Consider the following 19,285-nt stretch of genomic DNA (forward strand, 5'->3'; position numbering starts at 1 on the left):
AAAGTCTTCCGAAATAGTGGCAAATCGACATACTTATAGCTTTTTAGGTTAATTGCAGTATGGGATAAATCAACATTTTTTAAACATAGCTGACACTTTTCATAAGAATTATTATTATGTTAAAGGTCTGCATGACTTTAGAGGTTCTTTTTGTGGATTTGGCGAGGGGTATCTATGGCTTTTGCGGGCTATCCATGTTTTTGGCGGTTCTTTCCACGATTTTGGCGGGGCTATCCGCGTTTTCGGCGGAGCTATCCACGATTTTGGCGGTTCTATCCACGTTTTCGGCAGAGCTATCCACGTTTCTTGCGGTTCTATCCATGATTTTGGCGGGGCTATCCGTCGCTTTGTCTTCTTTCCGTCGATTCGACCTTTTTTCCGTCGCTCTGGCTTTTTCTTCCGTCGCTTCAGCCCTTCTTTCCGTCGCTCTGGCTTTTTCTTCCGTCGATTCGACCTTTCTTTCCGTCGCTCAGATTTCTTTCCGTCGCCTCGGCCCTTCTTTCCGTCGCTTTAGCCTTTCTTTCCGTCGTTCAGACTTTTCTTCCGTCGCTCTGGCCTTTCTTCCCGTCGCTCTGATTTCTTTCCGTCGCTTTGACTATTCTTTCCGTTGCTCTGGCTTTTTCTTCCGTCGCTTCAGCCCTTCTTTCCGTCGCTCTGGCTCTTGCTTCTATCACTTCGATCCTTCTTCCCATCACTCTGACTCTTCGTTTTTCAGAACATAAAAAAGCAAGAAACCCCTTTGTTAAAGAGAGTTCTCGCTTCGTATTATTTATGCAATTGTATAAGCCTTTTGTACTTTTTCGATTGTTTCCTCATCGATTTGACGATTTGAATATAAATAAGCAATCGTCTCGTCAGCACGAACATGGTCGCCTTTTTTGGCAATCAATTGAATACCAGCATCATAATCAAGCTCAGATTCCTTAGTTAATCGACCTGCACCAAGACCAACGCTAGCTTCCCCGATTAATAATGCATTAATCGTCCCTACAGTGCCTTCAATTGGTGCTTTAACAGCAACTTTATTTGCTGTGTCTTTTTGCAAGATATCTGCTAAATCGCCACCCTGTGCTACGATAAATTCCTCAAATTTTGCTGCAGCTGAACCATCCTCTAATACTCGTTTAACAGCTGCTGTTGCTTCAGTCTCATTTACTCCTGCTGCAACTTGGTACATAAGTGAAGAGATAATAATACATTCCTCTAGAAGATCCTCATGCGTTTCGTCCATACGTCCTTTTAATAGAGCAAATGCTTCTACTACTTCAAGCTTATTACCAATCATTTTACCTAGTGGATTGTCCATATCACTAATATGCGCGACTACTTTACGCCCTAGCTTTTCACCGATTGCAGTCATCGTATCAGCTAAAACTTGCGCTTCTTCTTCTGTTTTCATAAATGCACCTGAGCCACATTTGACATCAAGTACAATGCCGTCTGCACCACTTGCTATTTTCTTACTCATGATAGACGCGGCAATAAGAGGTATAGAATCGACAGTACCCGTCACATCTCGCAACGCATATAATTTTTTGTCAGCTGGTACAAGATTGCCTGTTTGACCAGCAACTGCAATTTTATATTTATTGACATTGTCGATAAATTCTTGTGATGTAAGCTCTGTTTTAAAGCCACGGATCGATTCTAATTTATCAATTGTACCACCTGTAATGCCTAGACCCTTACCACTAAATTTCGCCACCGGAATATCTAGTGCAGCAATTATCGGAGTGACAATTAGTGTAACTTTATCGCCTACACCGCCTGTCGAGTGTTTATCAATTTTAAAACCTTTAATAGAAGATAAATTAATAACATCTCCAGATTCTATCATTGCCTTTGTTAAATAAAATGTTTCATCATATGTCATACCCAATAAACGGATTGCCATTAGTAGGGAACTTGCTTGATAATCAGGAATTGTACCAGTCGTGTAACCCTCTACAAAATACTGAATTTCAGCCTGTGATAGCTCCTTGCCTTGCTTTTTCTTTTCAAACAGCTGTGCCATATTCATATCAATAATCCCCCTTACTTCAGATCATTTAAGAAGCTTTTACCAAACTTTGGTGCTTCTACTTTAAAGTTTTCTGCAACTGTTGCTGCAATATCTGCAAAAGTTTCACGAAGTGCTAGCTCACTACCACCATTAAAGCGTGGTGAATAAACAATTAACGGTACATATTCACGTGTATGGTCTGTCCCAGGGAATGTTGGATCATTACCGTGGTCCGCCGTAATGATTAGTAAATCATCTTCTGTCATTGCCTCAGTAATTTCAGGTAAACGTGCATCAAATTCTTGTAGTGCGTTACCATAACCTAGAGGGTCACGACGATGTCCAAAATTGGCATCAAAGTCCACTAAGTTTAAGAAGCTGATACCATGGAAATCACGACGCACTACCTCTGCAAACTTATCCATACCATCCGTATTATTTTTCGTACGTACTGCATCAGTGACGCCTTCACCGTTGAAAATATCAGAAATTTTCCCGATTGCTATAACATCTAAATTTGCATCCTTTAAGACATTCATCGTTGTACGACCAAATGGCTTTAACGCATAGTCATGACGATTAGAAGTACGTGCGAAGTTTCCTGGTGTGCCGATAAATGGACGAGCAATAACTCGACCAACTAAATATTCTGGTTGTAATGTTAGCTCACGAGCAATTTCACAAATTTTATATAATTCGTCTAATGGAATAATTTCTTCATGTGCAGCAATTTGCAAAACAGGGTCAGCAGATGTATAGACAATAATCGCTCCTGTCTCCATATGCTCCTTGCCAAAGTCCTCGATTACTTGTGTTCCACTTGCAGGTTCATTGCAAAGAACTTTGCGGCCTGTACGTTTTTCAAGCTCTGCAATAAGCTCAGCAGGGAATCCCTCTGGATACACTTTAAACGGTTTATCGATATTTAACCCCATAATTTCCCAATGCCCTGTCATCGTATCTTTACCAACAGATGCTTCTTGCATTTTTCCGTAGTATGCTTTTGCTTTGTCAGTAGCTTGCATACCTTGTAATGGTTCAATGTTCGCTAAGCCGAAAGACTCCATATGTGGCATTGTAAGCCCATTCATTTTTTCAGCGATATGTCCGAGAGTATGTGAACCTACATCTCCAAAATTCGCTGCGTCTGGAGCTTCACCAATTCCAACCGAGTCCAATACTACTACATGGATTTTATTAAATGGTTTATTCATAATTTTGCCTCCTAATCTCATGTCTCTATTTTACCAAAAAACAGCGAAAAATAAAGGTCAGACCTCCGACTAACAAATAATTTTCTCTCTTAAGCGCGTGGATGAAATTGTTTATAAACTTCTGATAGTCGGGATTTACTAATATGTGTATAAATTTGTGTTGTGGAAATATCGGCATGTCCAAGCATCTCCTGTACTGCTCGTAAATCCGCACCGTTCTCCACTAAATGTGTTGCAAAGGAATGACGTAATGTATGCGGCGTTAATTCATGTTGGATGCCTGCTTTTAAAGCGTGCTCCTTCATTAATTTCCAACAACCTTGCCTTGTTAAACGTTTCCCTCTTTGATTGATAAAAAAAGCATCTGTTTTTGGATATTTCCCTTGTAATTGACTACGTGCGCCATCTAAATAATTACTTAATGCAGAAAGAGCGCTTTTTCCAAGAGGAATGATACGCTCCTTGCCTCCCTTACCAAAAACGCGTACAAAGCCCATCGTTAGGTGAATATCAGCTAAATCCAATGCAATCAGTTCACTAATGCGCATCCCAGACCCATATAGTAGCTCTAACATTGCCACATCCCGAATGCCCTGAGGTTTGCTGCGATTTGGTGTCGCTAATAAAGCTTCAATTTCTTCAATAGAGAGGACATTTGGTAGCTTTTGCTCAATGATTGGCATCTCCAAATGGACTGTCGGATCTGTTTCAGCTCGCTTTTCTCGGAGTAAAAATTGATGAAAACTACGAATGGAGGAAATATGGCGGGCAACAGTACGACTTGTCATTCCTTGCATACGTAACTGCTCTAAATGACGTAAAATGGTTGTCCTTTCCACTTTACAAAAATCAGACATTCCCTCCACTTCCCGCAAAAAATTCACGTAATTTTCTAAGTCTCGGCGATAGGATGCTAATGTATTATCAGATAATTGTCGTTCTACTTGGATAAAATGGATATAATCCTCTATTGCATATTGAAATTCATTCATCACAGCGCCCCCTTACTGTCAATTATTCTCTATTTTAGCACGGCTATTGGAATTGTGCTAAAACAGGAGTGTTGAATAACTATTTTTATCTATTTCTATTAAATAAAAGACGCTGATTTCTACTACGTACTACTCGCTTTCCTGCGGGCGAGCGTCGAGCCGCTTCCTCCGCTGCAGGGTCTCGTCTGTCTCACTTTTCTCGCGGGAGCCGAGTAGCCCTCCGCTACAATCAGCTAAAAATGGGCATACATAAGCAAAATATCCATAAAAAATCCTTTAAGGGCAATTACAAACCTTTTTTCCCAAACAACATGCCTAGTACTAATAAATCTTATTCGAATACAACAAAAAACTGCCCGATTCAATCTATACTTAAGATTAAAACAGACAGCTTCTCGTTATTTTTCTTCATTCAATTCGTCGTTTTTATCATGACAGCGCCAGCAAATGCCGTGGAAAGTTAGTCGGTGATCCTTTATGATAAAGTTCCAACGTTTTTCAACAACGGCTTCCACATCTTCAAGTAAATCTTCTTGAATTTCATCAACAGCACCACATTCGATACAAACAAGATGATGGTGGAAATGCGCAGCTCCTTCTTGGCGTAGATCATAGCGCGAAACGCCATCGCCAAAGTTGATTTTGTCGACAATTTTGAGCTCAGTTAGTAACTCTAACGTTCTATAGACAGTAGCAAGACCAATTTCTGGTGCCTTTTCTTTTACTAAAAGGTAAACATCTTCTGCACTTAGGTGGTCTTCCTCGTGCTCAAGCAGTACAGCAACTGTTGCTTCTCGCTGCGGCGTCAGCTTATAACTAGCACTATGCAACTGTTTTTTTATACGATCAATTCGGCTCTCCATGTGACGCCCCCCTAAACTCTTTCCATTATACCAAAGGAGTAAATCCTATTACAAGATAATGAATAGATTTCGAATATGCTTTTGTATGTTTTTACCTGATGTTCAATTATGCCCCGGCATAATTACGTCCGGAGACTGTAGGCCAACACGAAGTTGGTCACTCAGTCAGGACGTGGCGTTCTTAGACTGAGTTCCTCTATTTCAGCGGATGTTTGGACACCCGCTGAAAGAAGCTAAATTTCCATGAATTGTTTCAATCAATTTAATACATAAGAAATCACAATAAACTCAGCCACTATTATGATGAAAAATGCGATAAAATTCAACAAAATTGTCCGTCCATCTATCATTTTCCCGATTTTTCTCTTTGACCAAGCTGGTACAAGTAAATTGCATAGGTTTAGCAACAATATACAATAGATGAGCTGAAATGGAAACCACCAAATCGTATAAACCCAGAAAGCTTCAAGCTTTTGTAATAAAAAAACCGAGCTAAAGCCAAAAAAGGTAGCACGTATCGCTACTGTTACACGTACTAAAACTTTCAAGACACTATGTGTTGCCAGCAATAGTAAAAGAGCTATTGAAACAGCAACAGGTAACACTAAACGAAATAGAGAATGCCTGTCCCCATTTGTTAAACGAGGCTCTATAAATGAAATAAAAGGCTCTGCATTCGGCCCACCAATAATATGAAATAAGATAACGCCACAAACGAAACTCACAGCAATGATGGAAGCGTGATAAAATATAGACACCGTACGAGACATAAACATGCTCCTTTTCTATCAAGGTTTGTACAGCTTATGCTCGTCCGCTTCTATTATGCTAAAGGTTATTTTCTTATCGTGCCGCAAACCAAAGTACTGCAAACGCTGTCTTGGCGTCAAATATACGCTCATCTGCAACCATTTGCCCCGCTTCTTCCAACGAAACTTCTAATAATTCGACAAATTCATCTTCATCTAGATCTGCTTTGTTTTCAATTTTATATAAATCTTTTGCCACAAATAGATGGATGATCTCATCTGCGAAGCCCGGAGATGTTGCAAACGCTTGTAAATAAGTTAAGCTTTGTGCACCGTAACCTGTTTCTTCCTCTAATTCACGGCGCGCCGTCACTATTGGCTCCTCACCAGGTTCAAGCTTACCAGCTGGAATTTCAATAATTGAACGTTCTAAAGCTTTGCGATATTGCTCTACTAATACTAACTTTCCTTCATCGGTAACAGCAATAACTGCAACTGCACCAGGATGCTTTATAATTTCTCGTTTTGCAACATTACCATTCGGTAAAGTGACATCATCAACCTGTAGTTTTACAATTTTCCCGTCATAAATGGGTGTAGTCTTTGTCGTTTTTTCTTCAAACTTTTTCATTGACTATAACCTCGCTTGTTCTTCAGATATGTTCATTGTACCATTACAAGTAGAGAAATCGAAGGAGGGCATTGGCATGAAAAAAAGACAGCTTGGCTCAAGTGAATTGTTTATTTCAGAAATTAGTTTAGGGGGCATGTCTCTTTCGACAGATAAGAAAAAGGCTGCTGAAATCGTTGATATGGCATTAGATGCTGGCATTAATTACATCGATACAGCCGATTTATATGATTTTGGGGCAAACGAAGAAATTATTGGCACTATTTTAGGGAAGCGACGTCAGGATGTTATAGTCGCTACGAAAGTTGGGAATCGATGGACAGAGGGTATAGAAGGCTGGCATTGGGATGCATCTCCCTCTTATATAAAGGAAGCTCTACACGCTAGCATGAAACGACTAGGAACTGACTATATTGATGTTTATCAGTTACACGGTGGGACTATTGAGGACGATTGGGATGGCATTATCGACACTTTTGAAGATTTGAAAAAGGATGGATTGATTCGAGAATATGGCATTTCCTCTATTCGACCAAATGTACTAAAGCGTTTTTCACCAGCAAGCTCTGCAAAAAGTGTCATGATGCAATATAGTGCTTTAGACCGTCGTCCGGAAGAATGGTTCGACTTTATCGCCAGTGAGGGGGCTTCCGTTGTAACACGTGGGACTGTTGCAAAGGGTTTACTAACAAATAACTGGAAAGAACGTTTACAGCGTGTCAATGGCTATAACACATATACAGTGGACGAATTAACAGCAGTATTAACAGGTTTATCTTCACATTATGACGATTTACATGCACTAGCAATCGCCTTTAATTTAAAGGAATCTACTATAGCCTCCACAGTGATTGGCGCAAGTTCACAGGAACAGCTAGCGCAAACACTCGTTGACTATGAAAAAGTTAATTCGATAACCGATTTTAAAGCAGTAAAAGAGCTAACAAAAGCCGAACAATATATGGATCACCGATGAAAAAATGGCTTATCTTAATAGCATTTTTAGTAGTACTTGCGATTTCCTCTAGTATGACTTATGAACAACAGTCTATCATTCCTGAATTGGAGCAAGTATTAGCAAATAAACCGTTTGAAAAGCAATTATCCGTTATAAAAATTCCTTATTGGGACACAGTTGTTTCTGTGGAAGAACGTGGTTACTTTAAGTTTGTAGAATTTTTAATTCGGAAATTAACGCATTTTGTTGGATTCGGCTGCATTGCACTTGGTATTCTCTTTGCATGGGGAAAACGTCGGTTCGCCGCAGGTGTCGCTATTGGCGGGACAGCTCTAATAGCAACGCTTGATGAAATTCGTCAAAGTTTTACACCAGGACGCACAATGAGCGGACAGGATGTTATTGTGGATACAGCTGGGGCGATTGTTTTTGTTGGGATTGTAGTGTTGGTGAGGAAAATTTTCAAAAGACAAAGGGTGCTTTAAAATTTTATTAATAGTCAATAGTTAAAGGAATATCTTTAATACACTCGTATTTTTTATAAAATATTAAGCTGAACTAATTTGTTTAATTTAGTTCAGCTTTTATTTTGAGATCAAGTGTAGCTTTAAAGTTATCAAAATGGATTCTTCACTTGTTAATTAGTATATATTTTTATAATAATGTTTGATCACTTTTTGTTAGTAAACAATCGCGCCCGAATGGGATAATTACGTAATTCTTTCTTCACCAAAATTTAAAGAAATGAACAAGCGTATTAATTCCTACAAACTTTATAGCCACAATTGCGACTATAACTATAATGCTTGATACTATCCCAATAGTCTGCTTTCCTGAGTTAGCCATGTTATCCTCACTCTCTAAATCATATTTCTTCATCAAATGATAAATTTACTGGCTCATCAAGAAGCTCACCATGCACTTCCAAATTAGTTGTTGGAATACTTTCGTTCACTTCTTCAAATGTGAATTGATCTGCCCATACCGTACCTTGTCCAGCCAGAATGACACCAAATGAAATAACAGCACTTCGATCTGGAACATCTAAAACAATGGAATAGCGGTTCCAGTTTGTGTTTCCTTTAATTGGGCGGTTACTCATATTATCAAATTGAAGGACATCTTCCATTGTGTCATCTACTCGCATCCACATTCCAGCGTACGTGTCTACATCTTTTGTGCGAATAAAACAAGAAAGTCGGATACGCTTACCAATAAATTGATTCGCCTTAAATGCTTGCATCATAGTAGCGAACTCAGTTGAATCTAACACCGTTTTTGACATTAAATAACCTGATGTCTTTCCTTGATGAACAACTTCATGATCGATTCCCATTTCGTAATTAAATGGATTTGATCCACTCAAAAACCAACCCTTCATCTTTGTTTCCATGTTCGATTCCTCCTTGTTTTTAATTACTTCAGACATCATTCTGCGATATTTGCCAGGTGGCAGCTTGTATATTTCTTTAAATGCTCTGGTAAATGATTCTTGTGATTCAAATTGATAATATAAAGCAATGTCAAGAATACGTTCACTTGTGTAAAGCAAGGCGGCAGAAGCATTGGCCAGTCTTCTCATCCGAATGTACTCTATTACCGTCATGCCAACCGAAGATTGGAACATTCGATGAAAGTGGTATTTCGAAAAATTTGATTGTCGCGCAATTTTTTCTAATGTAAGAGGCTCATGCAAGTTTTCTTCCACATACGTAATAATTTTTTTAATTACAATTTCGTTGTTATACAATGCAAACTTCCCTCCTTTATTTTTAGAATATCAAGATATTTCATGAACTTTTTGATATATCTTGCGGTTTAATTGTTTCTTCCTAATGTTTGTGTGTTCAAACCTGCCGAGTCTTAGATTTGTTAAAAAATCATATAAAAACTTCAACAAGCTGGCCCGTTTGTTTTGAAAATTATAGGACTTAATTCAAAATGATTAAACTTTATAATAAATTTTCAAACATTATTTCAAACCAACATCAAGGGTTATATGGAAAGGATGTTTGTTTAGCAAAAAATGTAATGAAAATCATCTGAATTTGAATTCTTGATTAAATCACATACTTTGATTCTTAACAAAATAAAAAATGCACACCACTAAAATTTATTTTAGTAATGTACATTTTCATTATATGTGCAACACTATGAACAAGTTATGAGTAAATCAAACATCATCTACAGTTACTTGAATTTAATGTTAAAAAGTATCAATTTGTCTTTTATTCGCTTCCTGTATCGGCCGTTATATGAATCTCCAATAATATAGTTCTTCAGATTCCGAATATAACGTTGCCCCTGCTTTTTGTAATACTTTATGCGAGGCAATATTATCTTTATCAGTATCAGCAACCACATACTTAACATTTGATTGACGCAGTAACCAATCTTTCATCGCCCTAACAGTTTCCGTCATGTATCCTTTTCCCTGGTATGGAGGAAATATGTAATACCCGATTATGACTTCACCGTGCTCATTCGGTAGACCTTTTAGCATAATGCCTCCAACGATACAGTTTTCTTCTTTCGATACAATTAACCAATTCGTGTACCAAATATAATTTTCTTCATTTTCTAATACTTTCGATAGTCTAAATTTCAAAGCTTGTCTAAGTTCTTCATCAAGAAAGACTTCTTTACTACTTACTGACAACTCTATTTCCAATGACTGTTCATCATTGATTAGTAGGTCTAAATACTTTGCGTTTAATGGGATTAATTTTAATCTTTTCGTGCTTAATTCAATCATATTTTTCTCTCCTATCATAGATTTAATTAAAACTATTAAGAGATATATGTATTGGCAGCGTCCCCCGTTTTTTATTAGGATATCTCTCTCTTATCCTTGTATATAAACAATATCATCTTTACGACTAAATGTTCTGATAAAAATAAAAATAATTCCGATAAATCTCGTAATCTTTCCGATAAAACATAAAAACAGTGAACCCGTATTGGATTCACTGTTTCTCTTTTAGAATTTTGAGCCTTTATCGCCGTATTCGTTTAGTAGTTCTTCAAACGATTTGTTTTTTTCGCGTTGTTTGCGCTCAAAGGCTAGCTTTGCTTGGTGCTCTTCTTCTGCGGCCTGCTCTTTCGCTGTTAAATCGTGCTTGGCAGCTTTTAATTTGGCAAGCACGTCACCGCCTAGCTGATCGGCTAATGTAACTGCCTCCTGCTTTGGTAGACTAGCTGTCACGCTACTTTCTACGCGTTGCTGCTGTTTTCGTTTCTTTCCCATTGCAATTCACCTTCTTATTTACTTCAAGGGCGCTTGACCACTGTTGCCACACCTTGCCCACCACCGATACATAGTGTTGCGAGACCTGTTTTTGCATCACGCTTTTCCATCTCATGTAAAAGCGTTACTAAAATACGTGCTCCGCTTGCACCAATTGGGTGGCCAAGGGCAATTGCGCCCCCGTTCACATTTAGTTTATCATGATTAAAGCCTAGTTCGCGATCTACAGCGATAGATTGAGCTGCAAAAGCTTCATTTGCTTCAATTAAATCTATATTATCTAACGTCACATCAGCCTTTGCCAATGCTTTCTTTACGGCCGTTACTGGGCCAGTTCCCATAATAGCTGGGTCAACACCCGCGCTTGCATTCGCTGTAATTAATGCCAATGGTCGAATGCCTAACTCGTCCGCTTTTTCTTTCGACATGACAACGACAGCCGCTGCACCATCATTAATGCCTGATGCGTTTGCTGCTGTTACGGAGCCATCCTTTTTAAAGGCAGGACGTAGTTTTGATAGAGACTCAGCTGTAACACCTTGACGCGGGAATTCATCTTTATCAAAAATAATAGGATCGCCCTTGTGTTGAGGAATTTCCACCGCTACGATTTCATCGTTAAACTTCCCTGTTGCCATTGCCGCTTCTGCACGCTGTTGTGAACGTGCTGCAAAGGCATCTTGTTCCTCTCGAGAAATCTCATAGGCATCACATAAATTTTCAGCTGTAACGCCCATATGATAGTCATTGAAGGCACACCATAATCCGTCATGAATCATCGTATCGACTACTTTTTGATCCCCCATGCGGAAGCCTTCGCGTGCATTTTTTAAGACATACGGTGCTTGGCTCATATTTTCAAAGCCACCTGCAACGATAATATCCGCATCACCTGCTAAAATGGCTTGTGTCGCTAAGTGAACTGCTTTTAGACCTGAGCCACAAACTTTATTAATCGTTAATGCAGATACTTCATGTGGTAAGCCTGCTGCAATTGCTGCTTGACGAGCTGGATTTTGACCAAGTCCAGCCGATAAGACATTCCCCATAATGACCTCGTCGACTTGTTCGCCTGCTACACCAGCACGTGCTAATGCATCTTTAATAACAATACTCCCTAACTTTGTCGCTGGTACGTCCTTTAATGTTCCTTGGAATGAACCAATAGCTGTTCGTACAGCACTTACTATTACTACCTCTTTCGTCATAAACATTCTCCCCTTTTCACCGTTCAAAAATGAACACTGCATGCATATGCTACTAGCAGATATATCTATTTTAACAAATATTTTGACGATTTTCGATAATAGAAATAATCGCAGTTTTGCCAAAGATATTGTAAAATGTTGACGTGTTTTAAACAATCTCAGTTGGGAACATTACAAATAAGAAGAGTGCATACATACGATGGATGTCGCTTGTATGCCTAGACAACAAAAGAAACAGGACGTGGAGGTGCTAATAATGAAAAAGAAAATGCTTTTATTTTCAGGTATAACAACGACGATTGCCGCAGCAGCAACTGGTCTATTCGGCTTCGCGCTCTCCAATAAATTAATGTACATTAAGCAAAAGGATCCTGAATTTGTTCGTGAACGTGAAACCACTGCTAAACGTTTTGACGAAGCTTGGTACAATAAAAATTTAAAATGTGAATTAAATATTGACTCTCCTAATGACTATACGATCCGCGGCATTATGTTTCAGCCATTGGAAACAAATAATACCATCATTATTTGCCATGGGGTAACAGAAAATAAAATCAACTCCGTCAAATATGCTCGACTTTTTGAACGACTTGGCTACAATTCGGTTATTTTTGATCATCGTAGACATGGAGAGACAGGTGGGAAAACAACTAGTTACGGCTATTATGAAAAAAATGACCTTGACGCAGTTATCAAAACTGTAAAGGCAATGATTGGTGAAGACGCCATTCTTGGTATACATGGTGAATCGATGGGTGCCGCAACAATGCTACTATATGCAGGAACTGTAGAGGATGGTGCGGATTTCTATATTTCTGATTGTGCATTTTCTGATTTTTCAATGCTGCTTAAACAGATTGCGAAGACAGAATTTAAATACGGCTCGATTATTCCAATTCGTTTTGCGGATTTCTTTGTCCGCTTGCGAGACGGTTATTCCTTTAAAAGTGTGACACCTTCTGAGGCTGTAACAAATATTGAAAAGCCAGTACTTTTTATCCATAGTATTCCTGACACATTTATCCCAGCTTCTATGTCACTGGATTTATACAATAAAAAAACTGGTCCTAAGAAGCTGAAGTTATTTGATAAAGGTGCTCATGCACAGTCCTTTAATGAAAATATGGCTGAATATGAGGATTTAATCCATGACTTTTTAGAAAATTTCATCTATCAAAAAATTAATCGTGATTCTTCTTCGTCTAATGTCATTCCATTTCATTTTTAGTTATGTCTAAAGAGTCATTTAAATAAATAAGTTCTTCTGCAAAATGTGGGGTTGATTTCCCATTTCGACTGGGCGCATTGTTGTTGTTGTTGCTGTCGCTACGCTTTCGCACAGATAAAACATTTGCTGTCGCTACGCTTTCGCACAGAGCAAAGCTTCCCGGGAGCGTCCGATGAGCCGCTTGGGGCAACAGGATGTTGGTCACGAAGGCGTTATCACAGGATGTGATGATTTTAGCCTTCGTTCCTCTATCGCTAATCCACAAGGAGTCGCCCAGTCTCCACTCCAATCAACCAATTCAAATATTCTGGCATGCTACTCTAATTTATAGTGATGAAGGAAAATAACTTCATATTGGTACAAAAGCGAAACGGCTTTATCCCAATCGAAAAAACGTCACAATCTTTATAAATATTTCCTTGACTATTTTTGTTTTTCGATACCACAGAAAAACCTTGCTGTACTTTACGCAAGGTTTCTAAATTTTTTATTCTGCAAAAACAATATGCCACTCATCACGTTTTGCTAAAAATTCTTTGGCTAACGCTTGTGCACCTTCTAGACTATGGCTAGCTGCCCAGCCGCATTGCACTACATTGCACGCAGGGACTGCAGTGGCCTGTGTTACATCCTCAAACGTTTTTTCTAAAATATTTAATAAGTCTTCGTAATCATTGTGATTGATTAACGATACATAGAAGCCTGTTTGGCATCCCATTGGACTGAAATCAACAATATGATCAGAGTAATTACGGATAATGTCTGCCGATAAATGCTCCAAGGAATGTAATGCAGGCATTTCCATATGCTCTTTATTTGGCTGTTTAAAACGAATATCGTACTTGTATACTTCATCGCCATTTTTTCCTGTTTTAACACCAGCTAAACGTACATATGGAGCTTTTACTTTCGTATGATCTAGATCAAAGCTTTCAACATTTGTTTTTTCTTTCTGCAATGCAAACAACTCCTTTATATAGAATATTTCTATTATACCTAGTTTCCCGATAGAATTATATATTTTTTTACGAATTATCTGAATATAATTCACACAAGTCAATTACACCTTGGCGAAATTGCATCCGGATTTTTAACTTATTTCAGCGGATGTTTAGACATCTGCTGAAATAAGTTAAAAAAACAACTAACCCAGGCTTGGACTAGTTGCTTTTTAAAAATTCCAATTATTTTTGGAATTTATTCATTTGTGACATCATTTGGCGTACTTGCTTTTCAGACGGCGTACGACCCATCTGCGCCATCATCATACGAATCATTTGCTCATTAATCGGTGGGTTTTCTTTTAAATATTTCATCATAGCTTGACGAGCTAAAAAGAACCCAAGTGCCGCACCCGCTGCTAATGCGATAATTACAATAATAATCCAGCCCCATGTAGGCATACAACCAACCTCCTCCACTACAATATATACCGAGAAAAAAACTCTCCACGCTCCATTATACACCAAATATTAGCGTGTTACTATATTTTGTAGTGAATTTTACTAATGCATTGTATACTTCATTGGCTTTAGCCACCCACACTCATTATCTTGTTTATTAAATGCAATAAACCTCTCGCTCATCTTCGCAAGCATTTGGAATAGATCCAAATCAAGCATCCGTGAACCCTCACAATAAACACAAATTTTGCGTTCCACTAAATAAATTGCCATTTTTCCTTTTATAGGATGTTCTAAAAATAGAGCATTACGAGCTCTTTCTAAATGTGCATATTTGGAATCTAGTTGCGCCTCTAGCATCGTAGCTATCTCATCAAAGCGAACGGTTTCACATATATATGCAAGCTCTTTTAAGGATTTCTCGTTAGCGTCTTCACAGCCTTGCATCATTTCTAATAACTTGCGCTCTCTGCCGAAAATAAACGTTAAATGCTCTTCTTTTATTTTATATATAGAATAGGTTCTCACTAGAAATCCTCCTTCGCTCATTTCTTTTTCATAAGTATAGCTCATCCAAACTCTTTAATTTGTCAAACGAAGGAGGGATTCATCTTCTATTTTTGTCGAAAACTTTCTACTTTCGGTTCTATCAAATATTTTATGGCTATTCGAGTTTTTACAAATTTGAGCTTCTTCTAAAAATACTTAGAATATTCTCGGCCTCAAGTCCTAGAGTAAAATCAATTTCCAGTCCGTTTTAGCAAAGCTTTCTAATAGGTAATATAAAGGTATCAACGAAAGGAGCTAAAACATATGAGAAAATTTTTTCTACTAATAGGAGGCTTTATCGCAGGATGTGTTGCACTCTCTCTAACTGGACCGCTTGCAGGTCTACTATTTTCCGGATTGTTTGTAGCACTCGGCATGCACTTCTACACTTCAAGTAAATCGACATTCGGCAAAATCTTATGGTTTACAGTGGGTCTGATAGGTGTTCTATCAGCAGTATCTAATATCCCAGCAATGGTTGGTTTAGCAGCAATCGCTGTCATCTATGTTATCTATAAAAAATGGAATGGCGAAGATGTAAAAATCCCAACGATTGAAGCTAAAGAAGAAGATCCGTTTACAAACTTTGAAAAAGAATGGTCTAACTTAACAAAATAAAGGGAGCGAATTTAAATGAACTTATTTAAACGTTTTAAATATACAATTGAGGCTGATTTACATCATGCATTTGATAAGAAAGAACAAAAAAATCCAATTGCGATGTTAAATCAATACATTCGTGAGGCAGAAAAACAAACAGAGCAGACTGGTAAATTATTAGAGCGTCAAGGTCAATTAAAGGAAAAACTAGAGCAAGAATTTAAGCAAAATGCAGATTTACTAGCTAAACGTGAGGCTCAACTAAAATTAGCTACTACTAGCGGTGAGCAAGATTTAATCGATTTTGCTTCTGATGAAGTTGCTGCTTACACAGCACGTAACAATACATTACAAGCTAGTATTGAGGCAAGTACACGTGAATACTTCGAGCTTGAACGCAAATTTGAAACGATGAAACACAAAATTAAAGATATGAAAGTGCGTCAATTACAGCTTATGGGTAAAGAAAACGTCACACGCGCTCACCATCAAATGGACGGAATGATTGCTAAAAATAATAAAACCAACTTTGAAGATTTAGAATCCTATATCGATAAGCTCGCTTACCAAATCGACAAAGATCATGAAGTTACATCTTTCGAGTCTCGTCTTGCACAGCTAGAAAAAAATGTCACAGAAGACACACCAGTGCTAATTGAAAACAAATAAGAAGTTAGGGATGCCTCAATAATTGAAGCATCCTTTTTCTTTGAAAAGAGATAGAGAAAATAATATTTATGAAAAAAGTGTAAACAGAAAGTGATTTAGTCCAAATGATTAAAATATGTCTTTTTGTTTTAGGCTGTTTTCGTAAAGATTGTTGCTCTTCAACTAACGTGGCAGTTTAGCTGAAGATTAAACTTTCAGAACGATATAAAACCGCTATAGAAGAATTACACTCTCTAGCGGTTTCTTGTTTCTAAACTTAATTCAATTATAGAATTTTACTCCCTATAGATGGCTATCGGAAATTAACTAGCTACATTCCATTCATTCAACACAAAAAAGTTCAATCATTCTTTTTACATTTGCGATCAGAAGCGGAAATCGCAATAAAAGCACCTGTGAGAACAGTAATCCATAAATATAAATCCATTTTTATTTGCTCCAATCGTTAGTTTAATGAAAATATACGCTAGAGAATGATAAAAAATCTAGAAGTTGAAAGCAGCAATGATAAACAAAAAAATATGCACATTGGATTTCCTCGTAACGTATTTTATGAGGAAAGAAAGAATTTTAGTGGGAAAATACCCACCAAACTTTATAAATTATTCAATACATAAAAAGCCGCAACGTTGTCACACGATACAGCGAACTAATAAACAATATGAGGGAAGTAATAAATAAGTAATGCCATTACGTATTAAGAAAATCGGGGATTCAAACTAACGAGGCAGGTTAGTGCTTATTTATAGTAAGATATCGTATTCCAGCAGATAGATGGTTAAGCTTGTTATCGAAAACCGATTCTAGTTCTCACGTTTTTTTCTTTGGTCGTATTATAATATTATTTTATTAATAAAATATTTTTAAAGGAGTATTTATATGAAAAAATTTCTATTATATTTTAGTGTCTTATTCTGTTTGGTTTCAGTAGTAGGATGTAACGAGCAGGACAAGGCTGTAAACGGTGAATTTCTTTTAGGTAACTTTGGCGCTGATTGGAAGAAAGAAACTTATTATTTGGTTGTTCCAATTAATTGGTCAGGAAAATCACATGTCACAATAGAATCTATAAAGTTGATAAAAAAAGATGAAAAGCCTATTACATACGAGGAAGATGGTATAAAATATGAATTCTTTGGTGCGGACCCATTAAAGTCATCAGGGATATATGGTGAGTCAGATGTTGGAGAATTGAAAAATATAAAAGATTTAGAAATAGATGGTGATGGTAAAATTGTGCTTAAATTAGTATTAGGAGAAGAGGTAAATGAAGACAGTGAACGAAGAATAAAAATTAGTTTTAGTATCAACGGAAAAGAATATGAAAAAATTGTTGAATGGAAAACCCTAGAACAAGTAACTACGGTGTCAAAAAACAACTCAGTTATACCCTACAAACAATAATACAATGGTAATAAACGGTCATACGTTAGATGTGCCAAATGATAAATTTGATTTTAAAAATCAATGATACTGGCCCTTTTCTTCAAATAACGATCTTCCACGATTGTGGAAGAAGCGTCTCTGTTCTTATTAAACTAACGGGGTGCTTTAGTTAAATATTCGATTTACGAAATATCAAACATAAAAACAGAGTTGATTCTACACATTTTGTAGATTAACTCTGTTTTTATGTTTTAACAGCAACAATCTTTTAGAAAACAGCCTTGGTTTATTATCCTTATAAATCAAAAGTGCTGAAATTATTAAAAATGGTGGTATTAGCAAGTTAAAGGAAATCATATACTTTGCGTTTTTATCAATTTGAGCTTCTTCTATAGTGCTTAGAATACTCTCAGCCTCAAGACCTAGAGTAAAATCAATTCCCAGTCCGTTTTAGCAAAGCTTTCTAATAGGTAATATAAAGGTATCAACGAAAGGAGCTAAAACATATGAGAAAATTCTTTCTACTAATCGGAGGCTTTATCGCAGGATGTGTTGCACTTGCTTTAACCGGACCGCTTGTAGGTCTACTATTTTCTGGATTGTTTGTAGCACTCGGTATGCACTTCTACACTGCGAGTAAATCGACATTCGGCAAAATTCTATGGGTTACAGTGGGTCTGATTGGAGTTCTATCAGCAGTATCTAATATCCCTGCAATGGTTGGTTTAGCAGCAATCGCTGTCATCTATGTTATCTATAAAAAATGGAATGGCGAAGATGTAAAAATCCCAACGATTGAAGCTAAAGAAGAAGATCCGTTTACAAACTTTGAAAAAGAATGGTCTAACTTAACAAAATAAAGGGAGCGAATTTAAATGAACTTATTTAAACGTTTTAAATATACAATTGAGGCTGATTTACATCATGCATTTGATAAGAAAGAACAAAAAAATCCAATTGCGATGTTAAATCAATACATTCGTGAGGCAGAAAAACAAACAGAGCAGACTGGTAAATTATTAGAGCGTCAAGGTCAATTAAAGGAAAAACTAGAGCAAGAATTTAAGCAAAATGCAGATTTACTAGCTAAACGTGAGGCTCAACTTAAATTAGCTACTACTAGTGGAGAGCAAGATTTAATCGATTTTGCCTCTGACGAAGTAGCTGCTTATACAGCACGTAACAATACATTGCAAGCTAGTATTGAGGCAAGTACACGTGAATACTTCGAGCTTGAACGCAAATTTGAAACGATGAAACACAAAATTAAAGATATGAAAGTGCGTCAATTACAGCTTATGGGTAAAGAAAACGTCACACGCGCTCACCATCAAATGGACGGAATGATTGCTAAAAATAATAAAACAAACTTTGAAGATTTAGAATCCTATATCGATAAGCTTGCTTACCAAATCGACAAAGATCATGAAGTTACATCTTTCGAGTCTCGTCTTGCACAGCTAGAAAAAAATGTCACAGAAGATAACGCACCACTGCTAATTGAAAACAAATAACATGTTATAATGAAAGAAATGCGCCATGTTTAGAGGCGCATTCTTTCACGTTTTGAAATAGAGGGACCCATT

22 protein-coding genes are annotated in these 19,285 nt (G+C 37.4%); 9 read left to right on the forward strand and 13 right to left on the reverse strand.

What is annotated here, in order from left to right; all coding sequences use genetic code 11:
- Positions 1-131 precede the first annotated feature (131 nt).
- Positions 132-722 carry a hypothetical protein gene (locus ACIQLB_RS02765; protein WP_400720568.1) on the forward strand — a complete coding sequence of 197 codons (591 nt, stop codon included), beginning with the start codon at positions 132-134 and terminating at the stop codon, positions 720-722.
- Between the two features lie 47 nt (positions 723-769).
- On the opposite strand, the gene ACIQLB_RS02770 is transcribed toward ACIQLB_RS02765, so the two are convergent.
- The 6 genes from ACIQLB_RS02770 to ACIQLB_RS02795 form a co-directional block, all read right to left on the reverse strand.
- Positions 770-2,020 carry a thymidine phosphorylase gene (locus ACIQLB_RS02770; RefSeq protein WP_400720571.1) on the reverse strand — a complete coding sequence of 417 codons (1,251 nt, stop codon included), beginning with the start codon at positions 2,018-2,020 and terminating at the stop codon, positions 770-772.
- A gap of 14 nt (positions 2,021-2,034) precedes the next feature.
- Positions 2,035-3,216, reverse strand: coding sequence for a phosphopentomutase (gene deoB / locus ACIQLB_RS02775; RefSeq protein WP_400720574.1), 1,182 nt, complete (start codon positions 3,214-3,216; stop codon positions 2,035-2,037).
- A gap of 89 nt (positions 3,217-3,305) precedes the next feature.
- The gene (xerD, locus tag ACIQLB_RS02780) at positions 3,306-4,208 is read right to left on the reverse strand and encodes a site-specific tyrosine recombinase XerD (RefSeq protein WP_400720577.1); all 903 of its coding nucleotides are present in this window, start codon (positions 4,206-4,208) and stop codon (positions 3,306-3,308) included.
- Between the two features lie 398 nt (positions 4,209-4,606).
- The gene (gene fur, locus ACIQLB_RS02785) at positions 4,607-5,071 is read right to left on the reverse strand and encodes a ferric iron uptake transcriptional regulator (protein WP_400720580.1); all 465 of its coding nucleotides are present in this window, start codon (positions 5,069-5,071) and stop codon (positions 4,607-4,609) included.
- A 257-nt stretch (positions 5,072-5,328) separates the two neighbouring features.
- A complete protein-coding gene (locus tag ACIQLB_RS02790; protein WP_400720583.1) occupies positions 5,329-5,841 on the reverse strand; it encodes a hypothetical protein in 513 nt (170 codons plus the stop codon).
- Between the two features lie 73 nt (positions 5,842-5,914).
- The gene (locus ACIQLB_RS02795) at positions 5,915-6,451 is read right to left on the reverse strand and encodes an NUDIX domain-containing protein (protein WP_400720586.1); all 537 of its coding nucleotides are present in this window, start codon (positions 6,449-6,451) and stop codon (positions 5,915-5,917) included.
- Between the two features lie 76 nt (positions 6,452-6,527).
- Here ACIQLB_RS02795 and ACIQLB_RS02800 point away from each other — a divergent pair, with 76 nt between their 5' ends.
- Both ACIQLB_RS02800 and ACIQLB_RS02805 read left to right on the forward strand, forming a co-directional pair.
- On the forward strand, positions 6,528-7,427 hold the full coding sequence (locus ACIQLB_RS02800; RefSeq protein ID WP_400720589.1) for an aldo/keto reductase: 900 nt from the start codon (positions 6,528-6,530) through the stop codon (positions 7,425-7,427).
- Positions 7,424-7,894 carry a VanZ family protein gene (locus ACIQLB_RS02805; protein WP_400720593.1) on the forward strand — a complete coding sequence of 157 codons (471 nt, stop codon included), beginning with the start codon at positions 7,424-7,426 and terminating at the stop codon, positions 7,892-7,894. Before ACIQLB_RS02800 ends, ACIQLB_RS02805 begins: the two co-directional genes overlap by 4 nt.
- 380 nt (positions 7,895-8,274) lie before the next feature.
- On the opposite strand, the gene ACIQLB_RS02810 is transcribed toward ACIQLB_RS02805, so the two are convergent.
- The 4 genes from ACIQLB_RS02810 to ACIQLB_RS02825 form a co-directional block, all read right to left on the reverse strand.
- Positions 8,275-9,159 (reverse strand): helix-turn-helix domain-containing protein, encoded by an 885-nt coding sequence (locus ACIQLB_RS02810; protein WP_400720596.1) that lies wholly within the window; start codon positions 9,157-9,159, stop codon positions 8,275-8,277.
- Between the two features lie 501 nt (positions 9,160-9,660).
- Positions 9,661-10,164, reverse strand: a complete 504-nt coding sequence (locus ACIQLB_RS02815) for a GNAT family N-acetyltransferase (RefSeq protein WP_400720598.1) — start codon at positions 10,162-10,164, stop codon at positions 9,661-9,663.
- Between the two features lie 225 nt (positions 10,165-10,389).
- A complete protein-coding gene (locus tag ACIQLB_RS02820) occupies positions 10,390-10,656 on the reverse strand; it encodes a YqkE family protein (RefSeq protein WP_400720601.1) in 267 nt (88 codons plus the stop codon).
- A gap of 23 nt (positions 10,657-10,679) precedes the next feature.
- A complete protein-coding gene (locus tag ACIQLB_RS02825) occupies positions 10,680-11,864 on the reverse strand; it encodes an acetyl-CoA C-acetyltransferase (RefSeq protein ID WP_400720604.1) in 1,185 nt (394 codons plus the stop codon).
- A gap of 256 nt (positions 11,865-12,120) precedes the next feature.
- On the opposite strand from ACIQLB_RS02825, the gene ACIQLB_RS02830 reads away from it, so the two are divergent.
- On the forward strand, positions 12,121-13,092 hold the full coding sequence (locus ACIQLB_RS02830; protein WP_400720607.1) for an alpha/beta hydrolase: 972 nt from the start codon (positions 12,121-12,123) through the stop codon (positions 13,090-13,092).
- 487 nt (positions 13,093-13,579) lie between these two features.
- Here the strand turns inward: ACIQLB_RS02830 and ACIQLB_RS02835 are convergent, their stop codons facing one another.
- The 3 genes from ACIQLB_RS02835 to sirA all read right to left on the reverse strand — a co-directional run bounded on the left by ACIQLB_RS02835 (position 13,580) and on the right by sirA (position 15,023).
- Positions 13,580-14,050: an S-ribosylhomocysteine lyase gene (locus tag ACIQLB_RS02835; protein WP_400720609.1), complete on the reverse strand. Its 471-nt coding sequence runs from the start codon at positions 14,048-14,050 to the stop codon at positions 13,580-13,582.
- Positions 14,051-14,276: 226 nt separating this feature from the next.
- Positions 14,277-14,495 carry a YneF family protein gene (locus ACIQLB_RS02840; protein WP_049668607.1) on the reverse strand — a complete coding sequence of 73 codons (219 nt, stop codon included), beginning with the start codon at positions 14,493-14,495 and terminating at the stop codon, positions 14,277-14,279.
- Between the two features lie 102 nt (positions 14,496-14,597).
- The gene (gene sirA / locus ACIQLB_RS02845; RefSeq protein ID WP_053483154.1) at positions 14,598-15,023 is read right to left on the reverse strand and encodes a sporulation inhibitor of replication protein SirA; all 426 of its coding nucleotides are present in this window, start codon (positions 15,021-15,023) and stop codon (positions 14,598-14,600) included.
- A gap of 285 nt (positions 15,024-15,308) precedes the next feature.
- Here sirA and ACIQLB_RS02850 point away from each other — a divergent pair, with 285 nt between their 5' ends.
- From ACIQLB_RS02850 to ACIQLB_RS02870, 5 genes are all read left to right on the forward strand, one after another.
- Positions 15,309-15,662 (forward strand): lmo0954 family membrane protein, encoded by a 354-nt coding sequence (locus ACIQLB_RS02850; protein WP_400720614.1) that lies wholly within the window; start codon positions 15,309-15,311, stop codon positions 15,660-15,662.
- Positions 15,663-15,677: 15 nt separating this feature from the next.
- Entirely contained in the window at positions 15,678-16,313 is a 636-nt protein-coding gene (locus ACIQLB_RS02855) for a PspA/IM30 family protein (protein WP_400720617.1), read from the forward strand.
- An 879-nt stretch (positions 16,314-17,192) separates the two neighbouring features.
- Entirely contained in the window at positions 17,193-17,717 is a 525-nt protein-coding gene (locus ACIQLB_RS02860) for a hypothetical protein (protein WP_400720620.1), read from the forward strand.
- Between the two features lie 488 nt (positions 17,718-18,205).
- Positions 18,206-18,559: a lmo0954 family membrane protein gene (locus tag ACIQLB_RS02865; RefSeq protein WP_400720622.1), complete on the forward strand. Its 354-nt coding sequence runs from the start codon at positions 18,206-18,208 to the stop codon at positions 18,557-18,559.
- A 15-nt stretch (positions 18,560-18,574) separates the two neighbouring features.
- A complete protein-coding gene (locus ACIQLB_RS02870; protein ID WP_400720625.1) occupies positions 18,575-19,213 on the forward strand; it encodes a PspA/IM30 family protein in 639 nt (212 codons plus the stop codon).
- The last annotated feature ends 72 nt before the right edge of the window (positions 19,214-19,285 follow it).

The sequence above is a fragment of the Lysinibacillus sp. NPDC092081 genome (genome assembly GCF_044755845.1).
In the GTDB taxonomy this organism is placed as follows: Bacteria; Bacillota; Bacilli; order Bacillales_A; family Planococcaceae; genus Lysinibacillus.

Coding starts and splice junctions, on each gene's coding strand:
- ACIQLB_RS02765 (WP_400720568.1), top strand. CDS start 132: ATGACTTTAGAGGTTCTTTTTGTGGATTTGGCGAGGGGTATCTATGGC.
- ACIQLB_RS02770 (WP_400720571.1), bottom strand. CDS start 2,020: ATGAATATGGCACAGCTGTTTGAAAAGAAAAAGCAAGGCAAGGAGCTA.
- deoB (WP_400720574.1), bottom strand. CDS start 3,216: ATGAATAAACCATTTAATAAAATCCATGTAGTAGTATTGGACTCGGTT.
- xerD (WP_400720577.1), bottom strand. CDS start 4,208: ATGAATGAATTTCAATATGCAATAGAGGATTATATCCATTTTATCCAA.
- fur (WP_400720580.1), bottom strand. CDS start 5,071: ATGGAGAGCCGAATTGATCGTATAAAAAAACAGTTGCATAGTGCTAGT.
- ACIQLB_RS02790 (WP_400720583.1), bottom strand. CDS start 5,841: ATGTCTCGTACGGTGTCTATATTTTATCACGCTTCCATCATTGCTGTG.
- ACIQLB_RS02795 (WP_400720586.1), bottom strand. CDS start 6,451: ATGAAAAAGTTTGAAGAAAAAACGACAAAGACTACACCCATTTATGAC.
- ACIQLB_RS02800 (WP_400720589.1), top strand. CDS start 6,528: ATGAAAAAAAGACAGCTTGGCTCAAGTGAATTGTTTATTTCAGAAATT.
- ACIQLB_RS02805 (WP_400720593.1), top strand. CDS start 7,424: ATGAAAAAATGGCTTATCTTAATAGCATTTTTAGTAGTACTTGCGATT.
- ACIQLB_RS02815 (WP_400720598.1), bottom strand. CDS start 10,164: ATGATTGAATTAAGCACGAAAAGATTAAAATTAATCCCATTAAACGCA.
- ACIQLB_RS02820 (WP_400720601.1), bottom strand. CDS start 10,656: ATGGGAAAGAAACGAAAACAGCAGCAACGCGTAGAAAGTAGCGTGACA.
- ACIQLB_RS02825 (WP_400720604.1), bottom strand. CDS start 11,864: ATGACGAAAGAGGTAGTAATAGTAAGTGCTGTACGAACAGCTATTGGT.
- ACIQLB_RS02830 (WP_400720607.1), top strand. CDS start 12,121: ATGAAAAAGAAAATGCTTTTATTTTCAGGTATAACAACGACGATTGCC.
- ACIQLB_RS02840 (WP_049668607.1), bottom strand. CDS start 14,495: ATGCCTACATGGGGCTGGATTATTATTGTAATTATCGCATTAGCAGCG.
- ACIQLB_RS02850 (WP_400720614.1), top strand. CDS start 15,309: ATGAGAAAATTTTTTCTACTAATAGGAGGCTTTATCGCAGGATGTGTT.
- ACIQLB_RS02855 (WP_400720617.1), top strand. CDS start 15,678: ATGAACTTATTTAAACGTTTTAAATATACAATTGAGGCTGATTTACAT.
- ACIQLB_RS02860 (WP_400720620.1), top strand. CDS start 17,193: ATGAAAAAATTTCTATTATATTTTAGTGTCTTATTCTGTTTGGTTTCA.
- ACIQLB_RS02865 (WP_400720622.1), top strand. CDS start 18,206: ATGAGAAAATTCTTTCTACTAATCGGAGGCTTTATCGCAGGATGTGTT.
- ACIQLB_RS02870 (WP_400720625.1), top strand. CDS start 18,575: ATGAACTTATTTAAACGTTTTAAATATACAATTGAGGCTGATTTACAT.